Source organism: Stutzerimonas stutzeri (assembly GCF_000935215.1).
Lineage (GTDB): Bacteria > Pseudomonadota > Gammaproteobacteria > Pseudomonadales > Pseudomonadaceae > Stutzerimonas.
The window spans coordinates 1-925 of record NZ_JXXD01000280.1 but is presented as its reverse complement, the minus strand read 5'-3'; the positions used below and the strand labels follow the sequence as shown (position 1 = coordinate 925).

Here is a 925-nt window from a genome sequence, read left to right as displayed (position 1 = left end):
TTGCCAACGGCATGGGGAGGTCGCTACTTTTTCAACAGAATCGGCCAGAAGCGGACGTTCAAGCATAGACCGGGGATGTCTACCAGAGCGGGGTAGTCCAAGCAGTCATTCAATGCGTCTACAAAAGTAGGGTCGATTCAGCTGGATGCGTTTTTTTGATTTCAAACCCTTGCGAAGGGTAATAGATTACTTATTGAACATTTCGTAAAAAAGCGTAACATTGCCGACCATGATACTTGAACAGCTCAAAGCCCTGGGCAATGACACTCGCATGCAAATGATGGAGTGGCTCAAAGACCCACTCAGTAATTTCCCACCTCAGGATCATGGCGATCCTGCGATAGGAGTGTGCGTAACCCATTTGCAGCACAAGGCCGGGCTTTCACCTTCTACCGCGTCTGCACATTTAGCTATCTTGCAACGTGCAGGCTTCGTGCTAACCACCCGCATCGGAAAGTGGACTTACTACCGGCGCAATGAGCAGGCGATTGATGACTTTGCGGGTAGGTTGATCATCGAATTGTAATTTTTAAACTTTCATTTCGTTATTTCGCGTAATTAGAAAACATAAGGAAACCCCTATGAGCAGCAAAGCTATCTTCGTCCAACCCGGTGGCGGCTATGAAAAGGTTGTGGTTGGCAGCAGCGAAGTCCGAGCCGCAGCGCGTGGCGAAATCACCGTACGCCTTCACGCCAACTCGCTCAACTACCACGACTTCGCGGTGGTCAGCGGTGTGTGGGGCCCTGCCGAAAAACGCATCCCCATGGCCGATGGTGCAGGTGAAGTCATTGCTGTCGGCCCAGATGTCACTGAATTCAAGGTGGGTGACTCGGTCGTCAGCACCTTCTTCCCGGAGTGGATCAACGGTGCGCCACTGGTTGAAGGCTGTAATGGACTCTCCCTGCACCACGTTTCTTCTATAAC

General features: G+C 51.2%; 2 protein-coding genes. Both read left to right on the top strand.

Annotated elements, in window-relative coordinates:
* The first annotated feature begins 229 nt into the window (after positions 1–229).
* Positions 230–526 (top strand): ArsR/SmtB family transcription factor, encoded by a 297-nt coding sequence (locus LO50_RS21880; RefSeq protein WP_033041901.1) that lies wholly within the window; start codon positions 230–232, stop codon positions 524–526.
* Between the two features lie 55 nt (positions 527–581).
* On the top strand, positions 582–925 hold a 344-nt coding region (locus LO50_RS21875; RefSeq protein ID WP_044316357.1), incomplete at its 3' end, for an alcohol dehydrogenase catalytic domain-containing protein.